Raw genomic sequence first — 21535 nt, forward strand, 5'->3', positions numbered from 1 at the left:
GTATACTTAGTAACTAAACGATTGCGCCTTCAATTATCAATTCTTTTTCCGCAAAACGTTCAAATCGAAGTGGACTGAGATCTAATGTTTCATATTTTCCTGTTCGAATCAGCTCAGACAAACCTTTCCCTACAGCTGGCGCTTGCTGCATGCCATGACCACTAAACCCAACTGCCATAAAATATCCTTTCATTTTCGGGTGACCTCCGATAATCGCATTTTGATCTTCTGTATTATGACTGTACATACCCGCCCATCCAGCGGTTATTTTTGCTCTTTCAAAATTGGATATCCGCGTAGCCAATACCGGCCATAGCTGCTCTTCGAAAAAAGAACGATTCCACCTGAAATCAATGCCCGGCTTCACCTTCTCACCAAATCCTGAAATTATCGATGATCCTTCATGCCTGAAATAAACACCGGTTGGGTCTACCGTTAACGGCAATTTGTTTTTCAACGGTTCAGCAATATCAAATTGAATGATTTGTCTCTTGAGCGGAACTACCGGAATTGGCAGTCCTATCTTTTTACTTAGCTCAGGTGCCCATGGACCTGCTGAATTTATTACCGTATGGGCCTCATATCTCTCTCCATTTTTACATTGCACACCAGTTACTTTTCCGCTCTCCGTCGTAACAACATCGACCTCTTCATACACATAATTTGCTCCCAGCTCTTTTGCTTTTCGAGCATAACCCTGCATGACAGAATACGGATCTAAGTATCCATCTTCCCCGCAATAAAGTCCTCCCTGCAAATCTTCATTATTTAATTCTGGGATGATTGATAACAATTCTTCTTGTTCAAGAAACTCTGAAGGTACCCCGAAACTTCGCTGCAGCTCCATCTGCCTTTTTAACTGACTGATGTTTTCATTTTTAGCGAGAAAAAGGTAACCCGGATTTTTAAAATCAATTTCCGCTTTTTCGCCTCCTATCGCCATATCTTCCGCGAATGTCATATATTTTTTTAAGCTATACCTGCTAATTTGTATATTAATTCCTGTTGTAAATAGCTGTCTGATCCCTCCGGCACTTCTTGGAGTCGAAGAAAACTCGTATACTTTATCTTTTTCAAATACGGTAATTTCACCTGTAAATCCGTCATTCAATAAATTATAAGCAATACTGGAACCAATGACACCACCACCAACAATTATAATATCTGTTTTCTTTGACATATAAACCACCTCTCACTAAGAATAATATCCATTGTTTATTTATAATTTTCATTAGTTATACCTTATTTTTTTCTCTTATACTATGGACAATCCGCCTAAATATTTAAGCTTTCTAAATATTTAACCTTATCTATTTATCTTTATTATGATATGATATAAATACAAAAACAGAAGATTGAAAGGGTGGTGTGTAGTGGACCTCTTAGTACAATTTGCACAAAAAGTAGTGGAAGCGGTTTCAAAAATTTCACCATTTGCTATCAGCCTGAGCGATCACAACGGTTATATTATTGGTTCTACGGACTCCAGCAGGGTTGGCACCTACCACTTGCCTTCAAAAGAAGTAATTGAAAAGAACGATCACATTATATTTGATAAAGTACAAATAAAAAATATGGTTAATGTGTATGAGGGCATCGCATTTCCGCTTCAATTTGATCACAAAACAGTTGGAGTCTTGGGAATAATTGGGCCGCCCGCTCAAGTCAAACCTTATGGATTATTAATTAAAAATTATGTTGAAATAATGTGGCAGGAAACTTTTCATCGGCAAATAACGGATATGAAGGCAAAAACCAGGGAAACATTTGCACAATATATATTATTAAATGAAGTAGTCCAAACAGAAAGGGTCAAACAATACTGTGGGGTGCTTGGCATTCCTTATGGAAAAAAGAGCTTTTGTATTGTCATTGATATTGGCAATTCCTTACTGCACAGCGCTAAAAAACATATTTCCATCGACCAGCTGAAAGATAACCTGTTAAGATGCACTCAGGAAGCCTATATATGCACTGATTGTGGGTTAGCTACATTTTTAAATAGCGAAAAAATAGTTGTTGTGAGGCAAGTGGGGAGTGAGGGGGAATACAGGGAGCTCCTGCAGCAATTTGAGAAACAAAGCAGGGAATTAATCAGATTATATAGGATATATTCAATTAAAGACCCTTCAATTGCAGCTGGTAGTCTTTCACCTGCTATTGAACAAGTAAGTGAGTCTTACCATGAGGCAGTGAAACTAATACAGTTCGCCAAAGAACGTAGCCTCGAATCAAACATACATACCATATTTGATTGGGAAATCATTTTAGAACAATTACCACTAGAAACATCTAAAGAATATCGTAACAAAATTCAATTTCGGATCCATACTCTTATGGAACATGATCGATTTAAGGAAATGGCGGATCTCTTTATAGCATACTGCGAAAACAATATGAATATTAGCCAAACAGCAAAAGTACTGTTCATTCACAGAAATACGCTTATTTACAGATTAAAGAAAATAGAGGAAATGACTGGGCTCAACACGAGTAATTTTCAGGACTGCATACTTCTCTACTTGGCGTTAAAAAAATAAAGCAGCAGGTCGTTTACACAGCTTCCATATATATGTGTATCGTTCCTGCCGCTTTTTTATTTATGTGAGAATAGTTGTTTAACCTCTGCATTCATTTTACTTGCATTTTCCATGGCAACTTTATCTTCCAATACTTCTCCAGGCTTATTTCCATCACCAATAATCCAACCTTCCAGCCTGGTACCCATGAAATCAAAAATATATGCAAATTGCTGCACTAATGGCTTTCCTTTTTCATAAGGCGAATCGCCACCCGCAATAACTACATAATGTTTCATCTCCTTCATTCTCTCCGTAAAGTTGCGTTCCGGAATACGCATGCTTTCTGTAGATCTGTCAATAAAGTTCTTCATCAGACCAGACATCCCATACCAATACAGAGGTGTAACATAGATGACAACATCATGATCAAGCATTTCAGAAACCAACTCATTATAGTCATCATTCACCCGTTCTAAAAACCCTTCCGGCTCATGTCTCTTATCGTCAATTGGTGTAATATTATAATCAGTGAGATAACGCTTGGTATGCTTGATATTATAGAGCACCTTATCAGCAAGCAAATCAGAGTTACCATTTTTTCGAGAACTGCCATATAGAGCAAATACTTTCATTATCATTCCTCCTTGCTTGATTTTATCCTGTTAGTTCCAGAGTAAATGACAATCGATATTAAATACAAAGTCACAATTTCTTGTATTCAATATCCATATAGGCCTTTTCACACAGTAATTATTCAAGCAAATCCTTTCTGTTCTTCCACCGTTCGCTCATATATTTCTCCGATTCACCAGAATTCCCATTAATATAGAAGGTTTCATTTATTTGATCACCCTTTATTTTCGCCTTCCATATCGGCAAATAAACAAGGGAAACCTCCTTCACTTCATGGTGCGGTTTTTTTAAAACATAGGAACGATTGATTTGCTTCTGCTGCACGTTTTTTATATATTTATCTAATTCTTCCTCTGGTAACTGCACTTTTACCAGTACATCCATCTCCACTTCTTCATCCTTTAAAGGAGGAACTTTTGTAAACAAACCACGGTATCCTGACACGGCATCAATAAAAATAATATTTGGAGTTTTTTTAGGAGGAAATGGCGGGCGTGCTGCAACCACTAAGTTTTTTACGATCCAGAACGGGTGATAGATTAGTTCCTTTTTCACAAGGTGATTACGAATATAATCGGGGCTCCATGTCTTGTTAAATCTTCTCTTTACACCAATACTTTTATAGATTGCTTTATAAAGAATCTTATCGGAAATTGTTTCACTGCCGATACGCTGAATTTTTTTTGTAGATATTTCAGTTGCTTGCATCATTATTTCTCCTCTCTTTTCCTGCAACAAGCTGTAATGAAACGAAATATGGAAACTTTTGGAAATAAAGCCTGCCCCATATTTTTCACGAAGACAGGCTTTATCCCAATTTAGCTTTCAAAAGCAAAACAATTTAAGATACTATTCTTTCGCCATGATAACGATCTACCTGTTTTTGCGTTTCTTCTGGTGGCGGTGGTGTCATTAAACTTACAACTATTAATAAAATTAACGAAACAGGTGCTGCAATGATCGGCTCGGCCACTACTCCAAACGGCTCTGTAATAACGAGAATAACAAAAGTCAATCCTCCACCAATCATTCCTGCAAGTGCACCAGCTGTATTTGCCCGTTTCCACCAGATACCAAGAACAAGCGGAAAACCAAATGTGGAAAGAAGACCTCCACCAACCCAGCCAACCATAATTGCTATCAGCTGAGGAGGATTGATAGCAATAAGAATTCCTATTAAACTCGCAATGAACATAACAACGAAACCTAACCTTGTAACCTGTTTTTCCGAGGCATCTTTCTTAATATATTCTTTATAAATATCGCGGGCGACACCAGCGGAAATTGCTAGTAGCATTGCATCAGCAGACGACATAATAGCTGCAATCAATCCCGCAAACATGATTCCGGCCAGTATTGGTGTCATATAATGCTCAATCACTGAAATAAAAATCATATCCTGATTCGTCAGGCTCTCAGCAATCCCTAGAGTAGCTCCTGCAGAAGCAACAATGAATCCAAAGATAAATATGGTCAAATAGAGCAAACAAGCCCACATTGCCGAGCGACGGGCTACTCGGGCATCGCGTGAAGCGAAGTTGCGCATAACCGCGGATGGGGAAACAATTCCAAACCAAAGGAAAGCTAAAAACAAACCAAAATAGGACATCCATGGTTGTGTTATATCTCCAAAATGGGGTGTAACCGCCAGAGCATCCTGTAAAAGCGAGCCAAAACCATTATGCTGTATTAAAATAATAATTGACAGAATGAACATACCTACAAGAATAAGTGCTCCCTGGACGAGGTCGGTATAAGTGATTGCCCACATACCTCCAAGGGCAGCGTAAAGCGTGAAGCCGATACCAAGTACAATAACTGCGGTTGTATATTCAACACCAAGTATATATGAACCAATTAATCCGGAAGCGGTTAATTGCGGCACCATGTAAAATGTCATCCCGATAACTACAATCGCTACAGCTAATAGTTGTACCTTATTCCCATATCTTTGTTTAAAAAACTCCGGTAATGTAGCAACACCTGACCTTCTTATTTGCCCAGAAACGAGAAACATTGTAAATGGAAGAATAGCTACCGCACCAAAACCATAGGCAAAAAGGAACGGAACGCCCAGTGAGACTCCTGATCCAACCGCTCCCATTAACGAACTAGAGCTTGCAAGTGCGGCAAATAATGCAAATGCACCGACAAATGTATTTATTTGTCTACCTGCTGTCCAATAATCACTTTCAGATGTATGAGCACGTTTTGTAAAATAAATACCCATTAACGTCATTAAGATTAAATAGATCACCAATATAATTGTTTCAGTTAATTGCATTGTCGTCCCCCCTATCTATTCATTTTCTTTTTCTTTTTGTACCCTTTCTATCCATAACACATAAATGATAGCTAATAAAAACCAGATGAGATAAGTGGAAAACATTAACCAACCAGCTAAAGAAATACCCAATAGATAAATGTCCGTTGGCCACCATATCAGTACGATTGCGACCACTGCTACTAGTACATACAATAAAATAATTCCAGGGTCTTTCAGCTTTGAATTCATTTCACTTTCCCCCTTGCATTTTTTTAGTATCCAAATGTTAAATGGAACTGAATCTTATCTGTCAATCCAGTTTCATACCAACCCCTTTTTCCAGCGCCTTTTGATACACCAACTTTCCGACAACCACATCAAATAACGCCATACCTGTTGATTTAAAGACAACACTCCTTCCTGCTTCCTTATTAACTTTCTTTGAACCCGCTATAAAGGATGCCATATTTTCTAGTTTCTCTTCGGTAATCCAGCCTTGTTCCAACGGATGAATAATATCACCAGATTCCTCTATGGCATGATCTGTATCCAAATATATTTTATCCGCTAATTCATAGAGAGACTTTGGAAATTCACGCATGGTCGGCTGAAATGAACCAACGCCTATGACGACTTTATCTTTTAGAAGTTCTTTATCATCAGGTAAAACTGGATTATCCGAAGTGGTCGCCGTAATAATTACTTCTGCATTTCGTACAGCTGCTTCCCGGGAATCTGCTGCGTGCAACCGAATGTCCTCCCCAAGCCAGCTTCGTAACTCCTCTTGAAATGCTGGAATCTTTTCAGGACTTCTATTGTATAAATATATATCTTTAAATTCTCTTTCAACACAGGCTGCAATTGTTTGATACAAACCTTGTACTCCTGTTCCGATAACAGCCAGTTTAGAAACACCTTCATCAGTCAAATTTCTAACTGCTGATCCTCCTATAGCGCCTGTCCGCAATCCTGTCAGGAAAGAACCATCGATTAGAGATTTAATCTGACCTGTTTTACTGTCAATTAAAATAACCAGCCCGTGCAGTGTTGGATGCTCTATATTATTTGGAAATATTGTGACAAGCTTGGTCCCGATTGCACCTTCGATAATACTTGGCATTAACAACAATGTATTGTCATTTTCCTTCACCTGCAGTCTATCCGGCATCTGAAATTCATTTTTTTCATAAAGCTTGTAGGCTGTGTCTATTGCATTTACTGCATCCTTCATCGTAACCGCATCTCGAATAGCTTGTTCATTTAAATACAACAAAATATAACCTCCCTATATACTTAATCAGTTAGATAACGTTTCATCAGAATTATTGAACTATTTTAATTTATAACTCACTTCAAATAATATTTCTATAGTCAGTTTGCCTAAAAAATACGCTTAAATACTTCGTTAATTTTTGTTCTTCAAAGATACAAATTGAAATAACACCATAACAGAAAAAATAAAACGAAATAAATTATTGGTCATTTTGCACACATAGAATTGGAAGCGTTTGCAAAATAAAGATAGTTAAACAGATGCCAGACGAATGCCAGCTCCATCAGGAATACGCGCATAACTCCAAAGCTACATATATTTTCGGATTCTGTTTGGAGCTATCGGTATCCTGATGAGAACACCTCAGTTTCAGTTCGTTATTCCCAACGTGTTCCCGGTCTATTCTTCCGTCATGACTAACTTTATTTTTGTTATACCATGTGACTTGATCCCGATTAAATCAGCATCAACAAGACTATCAGCAATCACTTCTGCTTCTTTTGCAGGTATCAGATTTTTTTCTGGAACATCTGCGTAAAATTCTTTCAGACCAGATGCAGATACTTTCAATTTTCAGATCAGACTCCTCTCCATAAGAATACAATGGGTTACAGTTTCAAGAACCTGCTTAAACTATTAGTCTGTATAACCAAGTTCCTCCCATATTTTCCATGCTGTTTTCTCCAGTTTATCCAACAGAAATTCTTCCCTCTCCTTCGTATGGTCTATATCCGGAATACTTATCCCGATTGCTGCAACCATTTTTCCGTCGTAGTTATAAATTGGATAAGACATCCCAACTGTCGCTTCGAAGTTTTCCGAATAACTGATGGAATAGCCACGCTTTCTTATTTTTTCTACTTCTTCTTTTATTTTTTCTTTATCTGTCAGTGTATTTAATGAACGCTTTTTCAGTTCGACCTCGTTTAAATAAACGTCTAATTCTTCATCGGTCATACTTGATAAGAGCAATTTTGGAGCTGAACCAGCATATAAAGGCGCTCTCGCACCAACTTTTACGACGAGGCGCACTGGCTTGGAGCTATTCACTGTTTCTACATAAACTGCTTCATTACCTTCCATGATCGTAACGTGGATAAGCTCATCGATTTCTTCATTTAATTCCTTCATATAACGAAGTGCGATTTTATTATATTCCAGCTGTTCACTTACATGTTTACCATATGTAAGGAACTTCAGAGACATCCGGTAGGTTACATCATGACTTGTTTTTCTGTCTTTTATCAGTAATCCAGCTTCCTCTAATCCGCCAGCTAGCCGAAATACTGTGGTCTTGGGCATATTCGCCCTTTCAGCCAATTCATTAATTGTCATGACCGGCTGTTCTAAAAAACAATCGAGTACTTGAATCGCTCTTACTAAACTTTTGCTCAATATTAACCACCTCAGTTATTTTTTTGATACTAAATAACATGCCTGAAACTATATTATAATTGAGATATATCCCATTGCTATTATAAAGGTAGCCAGAAAATATTTCCCATTCCAACCAATCCCTACTTTTACTCCATTTACATGCACGCAGGAGCTGATTCTGTGCTGATGACTCCTTCTCCTTCAAGCGGCAGAAAAATCAATGGCGCAAGTAAGATAATAACAAGAAGGACAAGGTTTTGCGTAAGACCTTCCAATAAATCGAGCCCACTGTTTCCGTAAAAGTAATGAATAAGTATACCTGCTGAAAATAATATAACGAAACATTGATCAACCAGCTCTTCCTGCATGATCTTTGTCATTCTGAGTTTAATTCAAATTCACTTGGCTTATTTAGCAAACTTCACAACGCGGAACGTTCCTGTTGAATGGGCAAGTCTATCGCCTTCTTCATCATATAATCCGGCCTCGACCAGCACGGTGGAACGATTCTGATGAATCACATTCCCCGTCGCATAAATCGTTCCTTCTTTGACGCCCTTTAAAAAATGAACATCCATTTCCAGTGTCGTTACTTCATCGAATCCAAGAGAACGAGCTGAGAAACCCATCGAAGTATCAAGGATCGAAGCATAAATTCCACCATGTACGGAATTTTTTACATTAAAAAATGAAGGAATAACAGGAAGCTTCAGTGTCACACTTCCCTTTTCCACCTTTTCCATTTCTAGACCAATAAACTGCCAAAAATTACTTCCTTCAAAATCCTGTAACATTTTTTCAGTATCCATTTTTTCACTCTCCTGCAGACAGCTCATCCCAATTGACGATTGTCGGTAATTGTTCCCCTTCAACTGCTTTAATTAGATTGGAAGCTATCGTTGTACTTGTTTGTTTCGCTGCTTCCAGACTGATGCCACCAATATGAGGTGTTTTGATGATCTCTTCCACACCAAGAAATGGATGATCTGCCGGAGCTGGTTCGACTCGGAACACATCTACACCCGCAGCACGGATTTGTTTATTTTTAATTGCAGCTACCAGATCACCTTCATTAATCACACCACCACGTGCCGTATTGATCAGCACCGCATCTAACTTCATCATGTCAAAATATGTTTTATCGATACTGCCATCTGTATTTTCATTCAACGGGATATGCAAACTGATTACATCGCTATTCTTAAACACTTCTCCCATATCCTTTGTAAGTTCAACCCCGATTGTATTAGCTATTTTCTGCCTTTCTTCCGGAATTCTTCTTACATACGCTGTTACATTCATTTCAAAGCCATGCTTCATGATCTTGGCTACTCTCTGTGAAATAGAGCCAAATCCAACAAGCCCAAGGGTCTTCCCTTTCAGCTCGCTCGTATATTTTCCATCCCGATAGGAGTAGTTTCCTTTTTCCATTTCATCGTTGAACTTTACAATATTTTTCATTACGGCAAGAATCAAGCTTACCGCATGTTCAGCCGTCGAATTGGTGTTGATTTTTGGCGCATGAAGGATGCGGATTCCTTTTTTTGTTGCATAATCAACATCGATATTATCCAGTCCTACTCCTGCTCCGGATATCGCCTTCACATTTTCACATGCATCTAAAATAGCAGGCGTAATCCGGGCTGGTGCCCGAAGAATGATGCCATCGACTTTGTTATTATTTAAGAATGATATAATTTCCTTCTCATCAAAGGTATCAAACTTTGTTACCTTTGCATTTTCATTTAAAACATCTTCCCCGTCTGTATGATACATAGAGAGAATTTGTACAATATGTATGGATTTCACAAAGTTACCTCCTTGATTTATATATATCCTTGTTATAAATCAGATGGTGATTCGTTTGAATCACCATCCGAATGAATTAACCCAGATATTCAATCACTGTGGAAATCCCTTGCCCTCCACCAATACAAAGTGTTACAAGACCGTATCTTTCCCCTCTTCTTTCCATTTCATGAAGAAGCTTTGTCATCAGAATAGCCCCTGTTGCACCGATTGGGTGGCCAAGTGCGATTGCCCCGCCATTTACGTTCACTTTATTGATATCCATTTTCGCTTCTTTGATCACCGCAAGTGATTGTGCCGCGAAAGCCTCATTTAATTCAATTAAACCAAGGTCTTCCATTTTAAGATTTGCTTGTTTTAAAGCTTTATAGGTTGACTCAACTGGTCCAATCCCCATAATCTCAGGTGATACACCACTTGTAGCCTGACCAAGAATTCTTGCTTTTGGCTTTAGATCATACGCATTCACTTTCTCTTTGTTCATCATGAGAACAACGGAAGCCCCATCATTTCTCCCACTTGCATTCCCTGGAGTTACAGAACCACCTTTTTTAAACACGGCTGGTAATGTAGCAAGTTTTTCCAGTGAAGTCAGGAATGGATGTTCATCTGTATCAAAGATAATTGTTTTTTTACGTTCTTTTACTTCATAAGGAACAATTTCTTTTTCAAAACGGCCCGCTTTAATCGCCTGATCTGTCAATGTTTGACTGCGATGTGCAAATTCATCCTGCTCTTCTCTGGATATCTTGTACTGCTCCGCTAGATTTTCAGCAGTGAGACCCATTGTCAGATTACCATATTTCTCCTGTGGCTGAGAGCATGGCTGGCTCTCTGTGTTCGGATCAAGCAAGACCCCATTTCCAGCACGGTAACCAAAGCGAGCATGCCTTAAATAGTAAGGTGCCGTACTCATGCTTTCCGCCCCACCAGCAATAACGACGTCAGATAATCCAAGTTTTATTTGCATGTCAGCATTATTAATTGCCTGCAGTCCTGAACCACACTGGCGGTGAACGGTATAGCCGCTCACATCAACCGGTAATTCAGCGCGCAATGCAGCAAGACGTGCCAAATTGGAAGTATCTGCGCTCTGTTTTGCCTGGCCAAGAATGACTTCATCTACGCTAATGTCTGAACCGTTTCGTTCCATCAATTCACGAATTACTTTTTCAGCTAAATAATCAACAGGTACATCCTTTAATGTCCCGCCCATTTTACCGACAGCTGTCCTTACTGAGCCAACAATATACGATTCATTCATTCCCTAACACTCCTATTTCTTCAATTCGCGTTTTAATTCACCAGCGATGATATTTTTTTGAATTTCAGATGTTCCTTCATAGATTTTCGTAATTCGTGCATCACGGTAATAACGCTCAATCGGATAATCTCTCATATAACCAATTCCCCCGTGAATTTGTACAGCTAAATCAGCTACTTTGTTGTAAACTTCCGAACCATATAATTTTGCAATTGCTGCATCTTTAACAACACGCTGACCTTGATCTGTCATCCAAGCAACTTTATACGTTAGAGCTTCTAATGCAGCGATCTCTTTGCTGATTTCTGCAAGCATATGCTGGATCGCCTGCATTTCAATGATTGGTTTACCGAATTGCTCACGTTCCTGTGCGTAATCCAAGCAATGCTCCAATAGACGTTTACTTGATCCAAGGTTACGCGCTGCAAGACCTGCGCGGCCATTTGCTAAAATTTTTAACGCGTTTACATAGCCGTGTCCTTCTTCTCCAAGTATGTTCTCTGCTGGGACTTCCATATCTTCAAAGAAGAGCTCTGCAGAATGAGAACCACGTAGCCCCATTTTGTCTTCCACAGCGCCTACGATAAATCCTGGCGTGTCTTTTTCAACGATAAATGATGTAATCCCTTTTGCACCTTTGGAAGGATCAGTTACTGCCATGACAGTAAACACATGGCCATCTACAGCATTTGTAATATAGTGCTTTGAACCGTTAATAACATATTTATCGCCTTTTTTCTCGGCCGTTGTTTTCATATTAGCTGCATTTGAACCAGCACTAGGCTCTGTAAGCGCGAAGGATCCTATCCATTCACCTGAAGCTAATTTTGGCAGGAATTTTTCTTTTTGTTGCTCATTTCCAAGTTCCACAATACCAACAGAACCGATCCCTGTATGCGCTCCAATCAATGTTGTGTATCCGTTATGTGTTTTTCCAAGCTCTTCGTAAATCGCACATTTTCCTACCATATCTAAACCAAGTCCGCCATATTCTTCAGGGATTCCTAAGCTGAATAACCCCATTTCTTTTGACTGTTCAACAATTCTTTCTGGGATTTCATTCTTCTCCTCGATTTCCATAGCAACAGGTTCTACTTCTTCTCTTACAAATTTACGTACATTCTGTCTTAAAAACTCAATATCCTCAGAAAATTTAAAGTCCATCCTAACCTCTCCTTATCGATTTCTAAATTCTGCTTGTCTTTTTTCGAGGAAAGCCAATGTTCCCTCATGCTTATCTTCTGTCCCGAAAGCTACAGCTTGGGACAATTTTTCCATCCATAGCGCAGTATCTGTATCAATGTCATAACCTTTATGTACAGCGCGTTTTGCAAGCATTACTGCAACAGGACCTTTTTTCAACGTCTGTTCAGCTACTTCCTGAATTTTTTCCTGAAGCGCTTCTTCTTCAACGAAATACGATACAAGTCCAATTCGTTCCGCTTCTTCACCATCAATAATCTTTCCGGTTAATATCATATCCAATGCTCTACCTTTTCCAACCATACGTGACAAACGCTGTGTACCGCCGGCTGCCGGAACAATCCCTAAATTCAATTCTGGCAATCCAAATTTAGCATTTTTTGTTGCCAGACGGATATCACATGCCATCGCAAGCTCACAGCCGCCACCCAATGCAAAGCCGCGAACAGCAGCAATGGTGACTTTCGTGCAACTCTCAATTTTGCTATATACGCCTTGCATCCCCGGTACAAGTGCTTCCAGTGGGTCTCTTTCATTTAGCTGACGAATATCGGCTCCTGCTGCAAATGACTTTTCGCCAGCTCCCTGAATGACAATCACTTTTACATCCTTATGTGCTTCAGCTTCCTGTATCGCCGCATCTATTTCATGAAGCATGTTTGCATCTAATGCATTCCGTGCTTCTGGACGATTCAACGTTAGCCAAAAAATTCCGTCTTCCAATTCAACCTTCACACTTTTATATTCAGTCCTCATGTTTTTCCTCCTAACTGTATTCATAAAAGCCGCGACCTGACTTCTTACCTAAACGGCCTGCTTTCACATATTTCACTAAGAGTGGACATGGACGGTATTTCTCACCCAAGGTTTCATATAAATATTCCATGTTTCTTAATCTCGTATCGAGTCCTACTAAATCTGCAAGCTCTAGAGGACCCATTGGATGATTTAGACCTAGCTTCATCGCATTATCAATATCCTCCGCTGAAGCTACACCTTCCATTAATAGATTCATTGCTTCATTGCCGATCAAGCAATTCATGCGAGAAGTGACAAATCCCGGAAATTCGTTGACTTCAACGGTAGTTTTATTAATTTTTGCAGCTGTATCATGTACATATTTCATCGTTTCATCCGATGTCTCCAATCCGCGAATAACTTCAATTAGCTTCATTTTATGCACTGGATTGAAGAAGTGCATCGCAACTACTTTATCCGGTCTCGATGTTTGTGCACCAATTTCCGTTGGGCTCATCGTGGATGTATTTGTTGCAAGTACCGTGTCAGGACCGCAGATTTCATCCAATTGCTTGAACACATCAACCTTTACATCCATTCTTTCTAAAACAGCCTCGATTACTAGTTCTGCTCCGTCGGCTGCCATTTTTAAATCAGATTCAAATTTCAAATTATTTTTTGCGGATTGATAGACTTCTTCTTTTAAATAGCCTTTTTTAACACTCCCATCCATTAATGCATAAATATTTTCCTTTGCCTTATTTAAAGCCTGTTCATTTATATCATTGACACATACATCATACCCACTAATGGAAAATGCATAGGCAATTCCTGTTCCCATTACTCCCGAACCGACAACGGTAACTTTTCTCATGTAATCATCCTTTTATATAATCTTCTATAAAACTCAAAATCAAACTGAAGTTTACAGCTATTAACAGACTTTTATATACCTGTTAATAAATCTTTGCGATAAAAACGTTGCAATAGATAGATACCTGCCAGTATGACAATTCCTATTAAGTCTGTCCAAATTCCAGTCATAATCATAATGATTGAACCTATAAACAAGAGAATTCGTTCATACCAGAAAGCGTTTCTTAACACCCAACCTTCAACAGCTGCCGCAACTCCGATAATTCCTATTATTGCAGTAACCGTTGCGAGAATGATATCCCCTGGACTTCCAACTAATAAAAGTTGTTCCCCATAGACAAAAATGAAAGGTACTATAAATGCAGCAATACCAAGTTTTAAAGCTGATAGACTAGTCTTCATTGGATCTGAACCAGCAATTCCAGATGCTGCAAATGCTGCAAGTGCAACAGGTGGTGTAATTGCTGAAATAGACGCAAAGTAGAATACAAAGAAATGCGCAGCAAGTGGCGAAACTCCTAGTTCTATTAAAGCTGGAATGGTTAATGGAACTTGTACAATATATGCAGCTACTGTTGGAAGCCCCATCCCTAAAATAATACTTGTAATCGCTGTTAGTACCAATGTAATTAATAGTACTCCACCAGCAAGACTGATAATAAGACTACTAAACTGTAGCCCAATTCCTGTAAATCCAATAACTCCAACAATTAAACCAGCGGCGGCACATGCAATGGCTGTCTCTAATGAAGCTCTTGCTCCAAGATCCAATGCCTTTACAATGGGTTTGAAATCCATTTTTGCAATACGATTAATGATCCCAACTAGTATCGTGGCGCCGATAGCAAATAAACCCGCTCTCATTGGAGAACTACCACCAGCTAACATTACAACAATAACGATAAGAGGCAGGAAGAAAATGAAACCTTTCTTAAATACTGACCACGTACTTTCTAGATTTTCCTTGTTAAGGCCGTGTAATCCTATTCGCTTTGCTCGTAAATCGACCTGCATAAACACACTAATATAAAACAGTACTGCAGGGATAATTGCTGCAATAGCAATCTCAATATATGGAACTCCCAAATAACTTGCAATAATAAATGCTGATGCACCCATGATTGGTGGTGTTATTTGTCCACCTGTAGAGGCAACTGATTCAACTGCTCCTGCAAAGTGTCCTTTATACCCTGTCTTTTTCATCATAGGAATGGTAAAAGCTCCTGTTGTAACTGTGTTAGCGACTGCACTTCCTGAAATTGTTCCCATGATAGCACTCGCTACAACAGCTACCTTAGCTGGTCCCCCACGATATTTCCCCATCGCCGATACAGATAAGTCGATAAAAAATTGACCTGCTCCAGATACTTCCAAAAATTTCCCAAATAAAATAAACAGAAAGATAAAGGTAGCGGATACTCCAAGTGGTGTACTAAATACACCTGTCGTTGTGAAAAATAAATGATCGGTAATCCATTGCAAATCGAATCCACCATGCGCGATTGGCCCAGGTAGTTTATCCCCGAAGATGCCATAAAGTAAAAATAGAGCAATAATGATGACAAGTACATTCCCAATTACTCTTCTTGTAGCTTCAATTAAGATCAATCCACCTACAATAGCAAGTCCGATCTGCAGCCCAGATAGAGGTTCAATATAGGTCATTCTAGCTGCAATATCTGTTGCATTAAACACAAAATAACTATATATTAAACCAGATGTTAAAATAAGCAACCAGTCATACCACGGAATACTTTTTGATTTGGCTGCTTTAGATGCTGGCTTATAGATAGCAAAGACTAGCATCAATGCGAACCCAAGGTGCGCAGACCTTTGTAGTATCGATTCAAATACACCGAATAATCCAGTGTATAAGTGGAATAAGGACATTGCAATTGCAAGTATCGAAATAATGAGGCCAGCTTTCCCCCCCAGTACTCGAAGCTTTGCTTGTTTATTACCGTCATCATCATAATCTTCGTGTTTTTCCACATTTAATTGTATTTGTTGATTCGACTTTTCCATTTATTTTCACCTTCCTTTACTTAGATACGTATCCTAGATACCGATTATTCCATCGCCCCGATTTCTTCATAGTATCTTACTGCACCTGGGTGCATATCGCCTACGTTGTTCTCTACCGAATACTCTGCATTAAAGTCATTAAATGTAGCAGATAGATTTTGCCAGACTTCCTTTTTTTCCACTACTAACTTTGTCAAATTGTATACATCTTCTTCTGACATCGTATCGTCATTTACCAGAAGTACAGTGTAAGGTGCTACCGTCTCAACATCCTCATCCTGATTCGGATAGGTTCCTTCTTCAATCGTATGAGGGATATAACCTGGATTATCCTCATTCAATCCGTCAATCGTCTCTTGTTCTAATGAGATAAGGCGAATACCTACTGTCGTATCTAGCTCTTGCCAAGTAGCAGCTGGTGTATCTAGCACTCCTACCCAAGCATCAAGATGGTTATCACGCATTAACTCAGATGCATCTTCTGTCCCGATATATTCAATTCCTTTTAAATCATCGTAACTCATACCAACTAAGCCTAATATTTTCTGAAAAGCAATTTCTCCACTATATCCTTTAATTCCTGGACTCACTTTTTTTCCTTTCAAATCCTTAATCGAATAGATATCAGAATCAGCTCGCACTACAATTTGAAGTGGGTTCGGATACAATGTTGCAATCGTACTGAAGTTATCAATCGGTTCATCAAATTCACCCTCCCCATTATTCGCCTCAGAAATTGCTTCACTATTCGTAAAAGCTACATCGAACGTACCATTTCCAAGTCCCATTAGATTCGCAATTGAGCCACCTTCTACAATAGAAACCGTTGAATCTGAAAATATTTCTTTCATTTGATCGCCCATCGCTCCTGCTAGCGTATACCAGAATCCACCTACACTAGCAGCACCGAATCCAATCGAATCCGGAGTTGTAATATTTCCATTTTCCTTCGTGTTATCTGATTTTGCTTCATCCCCATTGTTGTCGCATGCGACTAACGCTAACAAAAGTATTGAAACTATAAATAGGAAAATCTTCTTTCTCAATTTCATCTCCTCCATTTCATTTAGCAATCTAATTTTTTTAATAGGTGAACTTTGCACCAGTTATGTCCTTTAACTCTTCTAAACTCAAATCTGACAACTGTTCTACTAGTTCTGCGCCATTTTCAGTAAACTTAAATACCGCGTGTTCCGTAACAAGTAAATCTGCTCTTCCGTTACCACTAGTTGGGAAAGTAAGTTTTTCTACAAACTTTGGTGAACCGTCTTTCGCCTGGTGCATGGAAGCAATAATAATTCTCTTCGCACCAGCAACTAAATCCATCGCACCACCGACACCCAAAATATCCTTTCCAGGAATCGCCCAATTTGCAATTTCTCCATATTGATCAATTTGCAGCGCTCCCATAACAGCTACATCTATATGACCGCCACGAATCATAACAAACGAATCTGCGCTGTCAAATAAGCAAGCGCCTTTATCCATGGTAATCGGTTTCTTGCTTGCACTGATCAAATCCATATTTATATTTTCCTCATCCGGTGTCGGCCCCATTCCAAGAAGTCCATTTTCTGAATGTAAATCTACTTTTTTATCGCCAAGGTAATCAGGAATAAGTGTAGGAATCCCAACACCTAGATTAATGGAAGCGCCATCCGGTAATTCCTTTGAAATTCGTTTAGCTATTTTAATTCGATCTTGTTGGGACAACGTATTTACCCCCTATCTTTTCATATTCATTCATCACGAGATAATCAACATATACATGTGGAGTCGTTATTTCATCAGGTTTCAATTCACCGACTTCGACAATTTCATCAACTTCAGCAATCACGATTTTTCCTGCAGTTGCCATTACCGGGTTAAAGTTTCTTCCGGTATGGTCATAAATTAAGTTTCCGAGTGTATCCGCTTTCAAAGCTTTAACTAAGGAAACGTCCCCTTTAATTGCTCTTTCTAATATATAAGTTTCCCCATCAAAAACCTTTTCCTCTTTTCCTTCAGCAAGCTTCGTTCCGGCAGCTGTCTTCGTATAGAACCCTGCAATCCCAGCTCCACCGCAACGGATTCGCTCCGCCAATGTTCCTTGTGGAATTAATTCTATTTCCAAATTGCCTTTTGACCACTCACTCACTGCATCACGATTGGATGTAAAGTAGGAGCCCATCGCTTTTTTCAAACTCCCCGTGTGCAAAAGTATTCCAAGTCCTTTATCCTTTTCACCGAGATTATTACTGACAACTGTTAATTCTTTTTTCCCTAATATCGCTAACTCATCAATTAGTGTGAATGGTGTTCCTGATAGTCCGAAACCACCGACAAGTAAAGTATCACCGTCCTTTATGTATTTGTTTATTTCCGACTTATCAATTAATTTATTCACTAAGTTTCCTCCTTCATTACTAAAATCTCATATCCTATGAATCATTGAAACACTTCATCGTCACTTGATCTTTAATAGAAAATAGCATTAGATTTTATTCCACTTTACGGAATGATTATTCTACATTATGTTAAATTTTATTATAGTCATCGATTTGTAAAATGTCAATGACTCGTCAAAATTTTTTAACAAATCTTTATAAAGGGATTATTTAAAGATTAAATCATTTTATGAAGTTAATCAGTGCGAAAGTTTGGTAATAAAAAAGCAGCCTTTCATCGGCTGCTTTTTCATATTACTTTAATTAATTTACTCGACAAAGTGACTGTCCGCCATTCATTACCCGATCTACTTCTTCAGCAATTAGCATCGCTGTCCGAGATTGGGCTTCAATCGTTAACCCTGCGATATGTGGCGAAAGCTTAATAGAGTCAACCCTTGCTAACGGAGAATCTTTTTGCACTGGTTCTTTTTCCAGCACATCAAGGTAAGCACCAGCAATTTGTTTTGCCTCCACTGCTTCGACCAGATCTTCTTCATGAATAATTCCGCCTCTTGCTGAATTAATTACATATGCATGTGGCTTCATTAGCGGGAACTTTTTACGATTAATCAGGTGTTTTGTTGCTTTGTTCAACGGTACATGAATGGAAACAAAGTCGGACTCCTTTAGTAACTCATCCATTTCCACTTGTTTGATTCCGGTTTCCTGAATGACATGATCAAAAGGAGCAATAAACGGGTCATAACCAATCACGTTCATTCCAAACGCTTTTGCCCGCTTCGCTACACGATGAGCGATTTCCCCCATACCGACAAGTCCAAGTGTCCGTTTACTCAGTTCATACCCTGTGAAGAATTTACGATTCCAGTTTCCCTCACGTACATCTGCATCCGCAGCTGCAAGTGGTCGAGAAGCATCAAGCATCGCCGCCATTACGTATTCTGCAACAGAAGTAGCATTTGCATTCCGAGCAGAGATTACAGGGATACCCCTTTCCCTCGCACCTTGCAAATCGATATTATCAAGCCCGACACCCAGACGGCCAATTACCTGCGTTTTCTTTGCAGCTTCAAGAAACTCTGTATCTACTTTCGTCTCATTACGAACGATTAAGGCATCATATCCCGGAAGTAAACGCAGCAATTCCTCTCTTTTCCGGCTTAATTCCATATCGTAATCCACCGTATATCCCTTTCTTCTCAATTCTTCAATCCCGTCTTCCCACATTAGTTCTGTTACAAGAATTTTCATGTAACTCCCTCTCCCCTCTTATGATAGAATTATCTGTAAATTATGTATCATTTTTTTATTATACTGCCCAACTTTCAATTTGACAACGTATATTATTTATCACGCATTAACGGTCTGTAATACCCCTACCTCTAAACAGGAGGGAAGGAAACCCCAACCGAATGAAGTTTCACTTTATCGCTAGATATTTTGTGTAACTCATACAATTAATTTTAGAACAGAGGAACAGCTCCCTTTTTCCGTTCTTTTGCTAATTCGAAACCAGATTCTGCCCCTTCTCCTAATTATTTGTGCATAATAACCATAGAAATTAAAAGGAATGTGCGCTATGGTGAATTAAAATCTTTAGGTAAAGTAATACAAAGTTGGATAAGGAGAGGTGTAAATGACAGAAAAATTGTTAGATAAAGAAGTGCTGATGAATTATGTTAATGGTGAGTGGATTGAAGCGAATGAAACAACAGATGTAATTAATCCGGCAACTGGAGAAAGTATTATTAAAGTCCCTCTTTCTTCTCAGGAGGATGTGGATCAGGCAGTGAAAGCTGCAAAAGCTGCACAAAAAGAATGGGCACTCGTGCCAGCACCTATGAGAGCAGAAGTTTTATTTGAAGTGGGCAGGATCATGAAAGAAAAGAAAGAACATTTATCTAAGCTGCTCACGATGGAAAATGGAAAAGTACTCGAAGAAGCTCGTGGAGAAGTTCAAGAAGGAATCGATATGGCATATTATATGGCTGGGGAAGGACGTCGTCTTTTTGGCCAGACAACAAATGCCGAATTAAAGGATAAGTTCGCAATGAGTGTACGAGCCCCAATTGGTGTTGTTGGTCTGATCACACCTTGGAATTTCCCAATTGCAATTGCTACATGGAAATCCTTTCCGGCAATTGTTGCAGGTAATGCTGTCGTTTGGAAGCCCGCAACAGAAACACCTTTAATGGCGAATGAACTGATGAAGATTTTTATCGAGGCTGGTCTTCCTAAGGGAGTTTTAAACGTTGTATTTGGATCTGGAGGAACAGTTGGAGATGCTCTTGTGAACCATAAAGATATTCGGGTCATTTCATTTACAGGTTCGAATGATACAGGAAGACGCATCGCAGCTAAATGCGGAGAGCAATTGAAAAAAGTTTCCCTTGAAATGGGTGGCAAAAATGCAGTAACTGTGATGGATGATGCAGATTTGGAACTTGCTGCAGAAGGAATCGTATGGAGTGCATTCGGTACGAGCGGACAGAGATGTACAGCATGTAGCCGTGTAATTGTACATGAAGCTGTGAAAGAGGACCTCGAACAACTCATATTAAAGAAAATAAAAGAGTTAAAAATTGGAAATGGCTTGCATGATGACGTTAAGGTCGGACCAATCATCAATAAAGCTGGTTTGGAAAAAATTAAGTCCTATATAAAAATCGGCAAAGATGAAGGCGCAAAACTAATTGCTGGGGGAAATGAACTAACTGGGGATGAGTATGCTGCAGGTTTATACTTTGAACCAACTGTGTTTACGGATGCAACAATTGATATGAGGATTTCTCAAGAAGAAATTTTTGGTCCAGTTGTATCATTAATTCCTGTTGGATCGTTTGAAGAGGCTATAGAAGTCAATAACAGTGTGGAATACGGTTTATCCAGCTCTATTTTCACTCGGGATGTGAATAAAGTATTTAAGGCGCAAAGAGATTTAGATACTGGAATTGTATACGTAAACGCAGGAACAACTGGAGCAGAAATTCATCTGCCGTTCGGTGGAACAAAAGGTACTGGAAATGGTCATCGTGACTCTGGTGTTCAAGCTTTAGATGTTTTCACAGAATGGAAAGCAGTCTATGTAGATTATAGCGGTAAATTACAACGTGCCCAGATTGATGTAGAGTAATTTTTAAAAAGTAATTGCACACGCGG

Annotated in this window: 21 protein-coding genes and 1 pseudogene; 2 read left to right on the top strand and 20 right to left on the bottom strand. The window is 39.1% G+C overall.

Annotation, left to right across the window (positions count from 1 at the left end; translation table 11 throughout):
- Window positions 1–13: 13 nt before the first annotated feature.
- On the bottom strand, window positions 14–1180 hold the full coding sequence (locus IEX94_RS04335) for an NAD(P)/FAD-dependent oxidoreductase (protein ID WP_188856178.1): 1167 nt from the start codon (window positions 1178–1180) through the stop codon (window positions 14–16).
- 193 nt (window positions 1181–1373) lie between these two features.
- Here IEX94_RS04335 and IEX94_RS04340 point away from each other — a divergent pair.
- Window positions 1374–2522: pseudogene (locus IEX94_RS04340) on the top strand (CdaR family transcriptional regulator); the annotation flags it as partial.
- Between the two features lie 74 nt (window positions 2523–2596).
- Here IEX94_RS04340 and IEX94_RS04345 read toward each other — a convergent pair.
- From IEX94_RS04345 to IEX94_RS04435, 19 genes are all read right to left on the bottom strand, one after another.
- Window positions 2597–3154 (bottom strand): flavodoxin family protein, encoded by a 558-nt coding sequence (locus IEX94_RS04345; RefSeq protein WP_156855056.1) that lies wholly within the window; start codon window positions 3152–3154, stop codon window positions 2597–2599.
- Window positions 3155–3272: 118 nt separating this feature from the next.
- A complete protein-coding gene (locus IEX94_RS04350; RefSeq protein ID WP_229782562.1) occupies window positions 3273–3866 on the bottom strand; it encodes a hypothetical protein in 594 nt (197 codons plus the stop codon).
- A gap of 130 nt (window positions 3867–3996) precedes the next feature.
- A complete protein-coding gene (locus tag IEX94_RS04355; RefSeq protein WP_156855058.1) occupies window positions 3997–5439 on the bottom strand; it encodes a sodium:solute symporter family protein in 1443 nt (480 codons plus the stop codon).
- A gap of 15 nt (window positions 5440–5454) precedes the next feature.
- Window positions 5455–5670 (bottom strand): hypothetical protein, encoded by a 216-nt coding sequence (locus IEX94_RS04360; RefSeq protein ID WP_188856181.1) that lies wholly within the window; start codon window positions 5668–5670, stop codon window positions 5455–5457.
- Window positions 5671–5731: 61 nt separating this feature from the next.
- Complete coding sequence (locus IEX94_RS04365; RefSeq protein WP_188856182.1) at window positions 5732–6694, bottom strand: ornithine cyclodeaminase family protein; 963 nt, start codon at window positions 6692–6694, stop codon at window positions 5732–5734.
- A gap of 399 nt (window positions 6695–7093) precedes the next feature.
- A complete protein-coding gene (locus IEX94_RS04370) occupies window positions 7094–7264 on the bottom strand; it encodes a hypothetical protein (protein ID WP_188856183.1) in 171 nt (56 codons plus the stop codon).
- A gap of 66 nt (window positions 7265–7330) precedes the next feature.
- Window positions 7331–8089, bottom strand: coding sequence for an IclR family transcriptional regulator (locus IEX94_RS04375; protein ID WP_156855066.1), 759 nt, complete (start codon window positions 8087–8089; stop codon window positions 7331–7333).
- Between the two features lie 137 nt (window positions 8090–8226).
- Window positions 8227–8439, bottom strand: a complete 213-nt coding sequence (locus IEX94_RS04380) for a hypothetical protein (protein WP_229782563.1) — start codon at window positions 8437–8439, stop codon at window positions 8227–8229.
- A gap of 39 nt (window positions 8440–8478) precedes the next feature.
- On the bottom strand, window positions 8479–8880 hold the full coding sequence (locus IEX94_RS04385; protein ID WP_188856185.1) for a PaaI family thioesterase: 402 nt from the start codon (window positions 8878–8880) through the stop codon (window positions 8479–8481).
- Between the two features lie 4 nt (window positions 8881–8884).
- Window positions 8885–9880, bottom strand: a complete 996-nt coding sequence (locus tag IEX94_RS04390; RefSeq protein ID WP_229782564.1) for an NAD(P)-dependent oxidoreductase — start codon at window positions 9878–9880, stop codon at window positions 8885–8887.
- 76 nt (window positions 9881–9956) lie between these two features.
- The gene (locus IEX94_RS04395) at window positions 9957–11144 is read right to left on the bottom strand and encodes a thiolase family protein (protein ID WP_188856186.1); all 1188 of its coding nucleotides are present in this window, start codon (window positions 11142–11144) and stop codon (window positions 9957–9959) included.
- 12 nt (window positions 11145–11156) lie between these two features.
- On the bottom strand, window positions 11157–12308 hold the full coding sequence (locus tag IEX94_RS04400) for an acyl-CoA dehydrogenase family protein (protein WP_188856187.1): 1152 nt from the start codon (window positions 12306–12308) through the stop codon (window positions 11157–11159).
- A 12-nt stretch (window positions 12309–12320) separates the two neighbouring features.
- The gene (locus tag IEX94_RS04405) at window positions 12321–13103 is read right to left on the bottom strand and encodes an enoyl-CoA hydratase/isomerase family protein (protein WP_188856188.1); all 783 of its coding nucleotides are present in this window, start codon (window positions 13101–13103) and stop codon (window positions 12321–12323) included.
- Between the two features lie 10 nt (window positions 13104–13113).
- Window positions 13114–13959 carry a 3-hydroxyacyl-CoA dehydrogenase gene (locus IEX94_RS04410; RefSeq protein ID WP_188856189.1) on the bottom strand — a complete coding sequence of 282 codons (846 nt, stop codon included), beginning with the start codon at window positions 13957–13959 and terminating at the stop codon, window positions 13114–13116.
- 71 nt (window positions 13960–14030) lie between these two features.
- Complete coding sequence (locus tag IEX94_RS04415) at window positions 14031–15986, bottom strand: TRAP transporter permease (RefSeq protein ID WP_188856190.1); 1956 nt, start codon at window positions 15984–15986, stop codon at window positions 14031–14033.
- Window positions 15987–16030: 44 nt separating this feature from the next.
- Window positions 16031–17032 carry a TAXI family TRAP transporter solute-binding subunit gene (locus tag IEX94_RS04420; protein WP_373290794.1) on the bottom strand — a complete coding sequence of 334 codons (1002 nt, stop codon included), beginning with the start codon at window positions 17030–17032 and terminating at the stop codon, window positions 16031–16033.
- A 37-nt stretch (window positions 17033–17069) separates the two neighbouring features.
- Complete coding sequence (locus tag IEX94_RS04425; protein ID WP_156855084.1) at window positions 17070–17699, bottom strand: 3-oxoacid CoA-transferase subunit B; 630 nt, start codon at window positions 17697–17699, stop codon at window positions 17070–17072.
- Window positions 17677–18372, bottom strand: coding sequence for a CoA transferase subunit A (locus IEX94_RS04430; protein ID WP_156855086.1), 696 nt, complete (start codon window positions 18370–18372; stop codon window positions 17677–17679). Before IEX94_RS04430 ends, IEX94_RS04425 begins: the two co-directional genes overlap by 23 nt.
- Before the next feature lie 304 nt (window positions 18373–18676).
- Complete coding sequence (locus tag IEX94_RS04435) at window positions 18677–19627, bottom strand: hydroxyacid dehydrogenase (protein WP_156855087.1); 951 nt, start codon at window positions 19625–19627, stop codon at window positions 18677–18679.
- Window positions 19628–20012: 385 nt separating this feature from the next.
- Here IEX94_RS04435 and IEX94_RS04440 point away from each other — a divergent pair, with 385 nt between their 5' ends.
- Window positions 20013–21509, top strand: a complete 1497-nt coding sequence (locus IEX94_RS04440; protein ID WP_188856192.1) for an aldehyde dehydrogenase family protein — start codon at window positions 20013–20015, stop codon at window positions 21507–21509.
- The last annotated feature ends 26 nt before the right edge of the window (window positions 21510–21535 follow it).

This window comes from Oceanobacillus indicireducens (assembly GCF_014647195.1).
Taxonomy (GTDB): Bacteria; Bacillota; Bacilli; order Bacillales; family Amphibacillaceae; genus Oceanobacillus; species Oceanobacillus indicireducens.

Bases quoted from the DNA above. Each gene is read 5' to 3' on its own strand.
- IEX94_RS04335 (WP_188856178.1), bottom strand. From the start codon at position 1,180: ATGTCAAAGAAAACAGATATTATAATTGTTGGTGGTGGTGTCATTGGT.
- IEX94_RS04345 (WP_156855056.1), bottom strand. From the start codon at position 3,154: ATGAAAGTATTTGCTCTATATGGCAGTTCTCGAAAAAATGGTAACTCT.
- IEX94_RS04350 (WP_229782562.1), bottom strand. From the start codon at position 3,866: ATGATGCAAGCAACTGAAATATCTACAAAAAAAATTCAGCGTATCGGC.
- IEX94_RS04355 (WP_156855058.1), bottom strand. From the start codon at position 5,439: ATGCAATTAACTGAAACAATTATATTGGTGATCTATTTAATCTTAATG.
- IEX94_RS04360 (WP_188856181.1), bottom strand. From the start codon at position 5,670: ATGAATTCAAAGCTGAAAGACCCTGGAATTATTTTATTGTATGTACTA.
- IEX94_RS04380 (WP_229782563.1), bottom strand. From the start codon at position 8,439: ATGCAGGAAGAGCTGGTTGATCAATGTTTCGTTATATTATTTTCAGCA.
- IEX94_RS04385 (WP_188856185.1), bottom strand. From the start codon at position 8,880: ATGGATACTGAAAAAATGTTACAGGATTTTGAAGGAAGTAATTTTTGG.
- IEX94_RS04395 (WP_188856186.1), bottom strand. From the start codon at position 11,144: ATGAATGAATCGTATATTGTTGGCTCAGTAAGGACAGCTGTCGGTAAA.
- IEX94_RS04400 (WP_188856187.1), bottom strand. From the start codon at position 12,308: ATGGACTTTAAATTTTCTGAGGATATTGAGTTTTTAAGACAGAATGTA.
- IEX94_RS04405 (WP_188856188.1), bottom strand. From the start codon at position 13,103: ATGAGGACTGAATATAAAAGTGTGAAGGTTGAATTGGAAGACGGAATT.
- IEX94_RS04410 (WP_188856189.1), bottom strand. From the start codon at position 13,959: ATGAGAAAAGTTACCGTTGTCGGTTCGGGAGTAATGGGAACAGGAATT.
- IEX94_RS04415 (WP_188856190.1), bottom strand. From the start codon at position 15,986: ATGGAAAAGTCGAATCAACAAATACAATTAAATGTGGAAAAACACGAA.
- IEX94_RS04435 (WP_156855087.1), bottom strand. From the start codon at position 19,627: ATGAAAATTCTTGTAACAGAACTAATGTGGGAAGACGGGATTGAAGAA.
- IEX94_RS04440 (WP_188856192.1), top strand. From the start codon at position 20,013: ATGACAGAAAAATTGTTAGATAAAGAAGTGCTGATGAATTATGTTAAT.